The sequence below is a fragment of the Streptomyces sp. URMC 123 genome (genome assembly GCF_051386515.1).
Lineage (GTDB): Bacteria > Actinomycetota > Actinomycetes > Streptomycetales > Streptomycetaceae > Streptomyces.
In genome coordinates, this window is sequence record NZ_JBPQTV010000395.1 from 1 (window position 1) to 5,281 (window position 5,281).

Annotated in this window: 3 protein-coding genes; 2 read left to right on the forward strand and 1 reads right to left on the reverse strand. The window is 72.3% G+C overall.

Going from position 1 to position 5,281, the window contains the following annotated elements:
- Positions 1–60 precede the first annotated feature (60 nt).
- Positions 61–2,208 carry a thioredoxin domain-containing protein gene (locus ACSNOD_RS27965; RefSeq protein WP_436769858.1) on the forward strand — a complete coding sequence of 716 codons (2,148 nt, stop codon included), beginning with the start codon at positions 61–63 and terminating at the stop codon, positions 2,206–2,208.
- A 113-nt stretch (positions 2,209–2,321) separates the two neighbouring features.
- Here the strand turns inward: ACSNOD_RS27965 and trhA are convergent, their stop codons facing one another.
- The gene (gene trhA, locus ACSNOD_RS27970; protein WP_436769859.1) at positions 2,322–3,065 is read right to left on the reverse strand and encodes a PAQR family membrane homeostasis protein TrhA; all 744 of its coding nucleotides are present in this window, start codon (positions 3,063–3,065) and stop codon (positions 2,322–2,324) included.
- Positions 3,066–3,367: 302 nt separating this feature from the next.
- Here trhA and ACSNOD_RS27975 point away from each other — a divergent pair, with 302 nt between their 5' ends.
- Positions 3,368–5,173, forward strand: a complete 1,806-nt coding sequence (locus tag ACSNOD_RS27975; RefSeq protein WP_436769860.1) for a phosphoenolpyruvate carboxykinase (GTP) — start codon at positions 3,368–3,370, stop codon at positions 5,171–5,173.
- Positions 5,174–5,281: the final 108 nt, after the last annotated feature.

Here is a 5,281-nt window from a genome sequence, read left to right on the forward strand (position 1 = left end):
CCCGAAAGCGCCCCGCCTCTCCCCGCCGCGCTCCCCGCTTCGATGCGACAGGATGGAGACATGGCCAACCGACTCGCCGCCGAGACGTCCCCCTACCTCCTCCAGCACGCCGACAACCCCGTCGACTGGTGGCCGTGGTCGCCGGAGGCGTTCGAGGAGGCGCGCCGACGGGACGTCCCCGTGCTGCTCAGCGTGGGGTATTCGAGCTGCCACTGGTGCCATGTGATGGCGGGCGAGTCGTTCGAGGACAAGGAGACGGCCGCCTTCCTCGACGCCCACTTCGTCTCCGTCAAGGTCGACCGCGAGGAGCGGCCCGACGTCGACGCCGTCTACATGGAGGCGGTGCAGGCCGCGACCGGCCAGGGCGGCTGGCCCATGACCGTCTTCCTCACCCCCGACGCCGAGCCCTTCTACTTCGGCACCTACTTCCCGCCCGAGCCCCGGCACGGCATGCCGTCCTTCCGGCAGGTGCTGGAGGGCGTCCGGGCGGCCTGGACCGACCGGCGCGCGGAGGTCGGCGAGGTGGCCGGGCGCATCGTGCGCGACCTCGCCTCCCGCTCCCTGGCCCTGGGCGACGCGGCGACCCGGCCGCCCGCCGAGGGGGACCTGCACGCCGCGCTGCTCGGCCTCACCCGCGAGTACGACGCCCGGCACGGCGGCTTCGGCGGGGCGCCCAAGTTCCCGCCGTCCATGGTGCTGGAGTTCCTGCTGCGCCACCACGCCCGCACCGGTTCCGAAGGCGCCCTCCAGATGGCCCGGGACACCTGCGAGGCGATGGCCCGCGGCGGTATCTACGACCAGCTCGGCGGCGGCTTCGCCCGCTACTCCGTGGACCGCGAGTGGGTGGTGCCCCACTTCGAGAAGATGCTCTACGACAACGCCCTGCTGTGCCGCGTCTACGCCCATCTGTGGCGGGCCACCGGCTCGGACCTCGCCCGGCGGGTGGCCCTGGAGACCGCCGACTTCATGGTGCGCGAACTGCGCACCTCCGAGGGCGGCTTCGCCTCCGCCCTCGACGCGGACAGCCCACTGTTCGACGGCGCTCCCGGAGCAGCCCCCGGAGCAGCCCCTGGAACACACGGAACGCTTCCCACGGCGGCAGGCGCCGACACCCGTACTGAGGCCCCGCACGCCGAGGGCGCCTTCTACGTCTGGACCCCCGACCAACTGCGCTCCGTACTGGGCGAGGACGACGCCCGGCTGGCGGCCGAGTACTTCGGGGTCACCGAGGAGGGCACCTTCGAGCACGGCGCGTCCGTACTGCAGCTGCCCGCCCGCGGGCTGACCGACGCCCAGCGCATCGCCGGCATCACGCGGCGGCTGCGCGAGGCCCGCGAGCGGCGGCCCCGCCCCGGGCGCGACGACAAGGTCGTCGCCGCCTGGAACGGGCTGGCGGTGGCGGCCCTCGCCGAGGTCGGCGCCTACTTCGACCGGCCGGACCTGATCGAGGCCGCCCTGGACACCGCCGACCTCCTGGTGCGGGTCCACATGGACACGGGCGGCCGGCTCACCCGTACCTCGCTGGGCGGCGCGCCCGGGGCCAACCACGGGGTGCTGGAGGACTACGCGGACGTCGCCGAGGGCTTCCTCGCGCTGTCCGCCGTCACCGGTGAGGGCGTCTGGGTGGAGTTCGCGGGCCTGCTGCTCGACACCGTACTGCGGCACTTCACCGCCGAGGACGGCGCGCTCTACGACACCGCCGACGACAGCGAGCCGCTGATCCGCCGCCCCCAGGACCCCACCGACGGAGCCACCCCCTCCGGCTGGTCGGCCGCCGCCGGCGCGCTGCTGTCGTACGCGGCCTGTACGGGGTCGGCGGAGCACCGTACGGCCGCCGAGCGGGCCCTGGCCGTGGTGACGGCGCTGAGCGGCCGCGCCCCCCGCTTCATCGGCTGGGGGCTCGCGGTGGCCGAGGCGGCGCTCGACGGGCCGCGGGAGGTCGCCGTCGTGGGCCCCGCGGACGATCCCGCGACGGCCGCGCTGCACCGGGCGGCGCTGCTGGGCACGGCCCCCGGGGCGGTGGTCGCCCTCGGCGAGCCGGCCGCGGCGGGGGCGGGCGGCGAGGAGCCGGAGGAGTCCGTACCGCTGCTGCGCGGGCGCTCGCTGCTGGGCGGGCGCCCGGCGGCGTACGTCTGCCGGCACTTCACCTGTGACGCGCCGACCGGCGACCCCGGCGAGCTCGCGGCCCGCCTCGGGGGCGGGCACTGACGGTTCGAGCCGGCGTCGGCCGTTCGAAGGCGGCCGCAGGGCCGGGCGGACCGGCCTTTCGAAGGCGGCCGGACGGTCGACCGGGCCGACCGCTCGCGGCGGCCGGCGCCCGGTCACGCGTGCTGGTAGGCCACCAGCGAGATCCCCACGTAGTGCACCACGAACGCGGCCAGCGTGAAGGAGTGGAACACCTCGTGGAAGCCGAACCACCGCGGTGAGGGGTTCGGCCGCTTGATGCCGTAGATGACCCCGCCCGCGCTGTAGAGCAGCCCGCCGATGATCACGCAGACGAGCACCGCGATGCCGCCCTTGCGGAGGAAGTCGGGCAGGAAGAAGATCGCGGCCCAGCCCATCGCGATGTAGCAGGGTGTGTAGAGCCAGCGCGGGGCGCCCACCCAGAACACCCTGAAGGCTATGCCGGCGATGGCGGCGGCCCACACCGCCCACAGGAGTGCCTGTCCCCGTCCGCCCGGAATGAGCAGCATGGTGAGCGGGGTATACGTACCGGCAATGATCAGGAAGATGTTCGCGTGATCGAGGCGCCGTAGCACTCCGCTCGCGCGCGGGCCCCAATTGCCGCGGTGGTAGAGGGCGCTCACGCCGAACAGCAGACAGGCGGTGAGGGTGTACACGGCACAGGCGATGCGTCCCCGGGTGCTGTCGGCCAGGGCGGTCAGGAAGATTCCCGAGGCGAGCACGGCCGGAAACATCCCGGCGTGCAGCCAGCCGCGCAGCCGCGGCTTCACCGGGGAGGGCAGGTCGATGGGTGTGACGGCCGGTCGGGAGGCGGAATTCCCGGCCGAGTTCACGGCCGGTTGCGTGCGGGTCGCGAGGTCGTCGGACGCGGCGGGATTCATGACCGCAATGCTACCTACGCCCCCGTAGGTTCCATCGAGATCCCGAGTGGTGATGCTCACGGGGGTGCCCCCTGGACAGATCCCCCTCGGGGTCGGATGATCAAATGAGTGCGGTCGGCACCGGATGAGCGGTGGCAGCGTCCGGGTCGCGGCCCCCACGGGGCAGATACCTTGAAATGCGGACATATGCGACAAGGTCCGCTCAACCCTCAACATGTGACGCCGGAGCGTGCGGATTCCGGCGGGACGGAGCGATCGTGGCGCGCAGCGCTGTGTCTTCTGGGGGCGGCCCCCGGACCCCCGTGGCTCCCACCACCCCCACCAACCACCAGGAACTCATCGCGTGGGTCGATGAGATCGCCGCCCTCACCCAGCCCGACCAGGTCGTATGGTGCGACGGCTCGGAAGCGGAGTACGAGCGTCTGTGCGAGGAGCTCGTCGCCAAGGGAACGTTCAAGCGGCTCGACCCGGTCAAGCGCCCCAACTCGTACTACGCCGCGTCCGACCCGAGCGATGTCGCCCGGGTCGAGGACCGCACCTTCATCTGCTCGCGGAAGGAGGAGGACGCCGGCCCGACCAACCGCTGGAAGCACCCCGACGAGATGCGGGAGATCTTCTCCGGCGAGCAGGGCATCTTCCGGGGCTCCATGCGCGGCCGCACCCTGTACGTCGTCCCGTTCTGCATGGGCCCGCTCGGCTCCCCGCTCTCCGCGATCGGCGTGGAGCTCACCGACTCCGCGTACGTCGCCGTCTCCATGCGCACCATGACCCGCATGGGCCAGGCCGTCCTCGACGAGCTGGGCGAGGACGGCTTCTTCGTCAAGGCGGTGCACACCCTGGGCGCCCCGCTGGAGCCCGGCCAGGCCGATGTGCCGTGGCCGTGCAACTCCACCAAGTACATCTCGCACTTCCCCGAGAGCCGGGAGATCTGGTCGTACGGCTCCGGCTACGGCGGCAACGCGCTGCTGGGCAAGAAGTGCTACGCGCTGCGCATCGCCTCCGTGATGGCGCGCGACGAGGGCTGGCTGGCCGAGCACATGCTCATCCTCAAGCTCACCCCGCCGCAGGGCGAGGCGAAGTACGTGGCCGCGGCCTTCCCGTCCGCCTGCGGCAAGACCAACCTCGCCATGCTGGAGCCGACCATCCCCGGCTGGACGGTCGAGACCATCGGCGACGACATCGCCTGGATGCGCTTCGGCGAGGACGGCCGGCTGTACGCCATCAACCCCGAGGCCGGGTTCTTCGGCGTCGCGCCCGGCACCGGCGAGCACACCAACGCCAACGCCATGAAGACGCTGTTCGGCAACTCCGTCTTCACCAACGTCGCGCTGACCGACGACGGCGACGTGTGGTGGGAGGGCATGACCGAGGACAAGCCCGCGCACCTCACGGACTGGAAGGGCAACGACTGGACCCCGGACAGCGACACCCCGGCGGCCCACCCCAACGCCCGGTTCACCGTGCCGGCGGCCCAGTGCCCCACCATCGCGCCCGAGTGGGAGGACCCCAAGGGCGTGCCGATCTCGGCCATCCTCTTCGGCGGTCGGCGCGCCACTGCCGTCCCGCTGGTGACCGAGTCGTTCGACTGGCAGCACGGTGTCTTCCTGGGGGCCAACGTCGCGTCCGAGAAGACCGCCGCGGCCGAGGGCAAGGTCGGCGAGCTGCGCCGCGACCCGTTCGCCATGCTGCCGTTCTGCGGCTACAACATGGGTGACTACATGGGTCACTGGGTGAAGATCGGGCAGTCGGCCGACCCGGAGAAGCTGCCGAAGATCTACTACGTGAACTGGTTCCGCAAGGACGCCACGGGCCGCTTCGTGTGGCCGGGCTTCGGTGAGAACAGCCGCGTGCTCAAGTGGATCGTGGAGCGGCTGGAGGGCAAGGCCGAGGGCGTCGAGACGCCGATCGGCGTGCTGCCGACCAAGGAGGCCCTCGACACGGACGGCCTCGACATCGACGAGGCGGACCTCGATCTGCTGCTGACGGTGGACGCCGAGGTCTGGCGCGAGGAGGCCGCGCTGGTCCCCTCGCACCTGGAGACCTTCGGTGACCACACGCCGAAGGAGCTGTGGGACGAGTACCGGGCGCTGGTGCGGCGGCTCGGCTAGATCGACCCCACCCCGCTCATCGGGCCGCGGCTCACCGGCTGCGGCTGGGCCCGTGGCCCGTCCGGCTGGCGGCCGCGCGATGTGTTCGGCGACGCGCCCGGCGGCCCG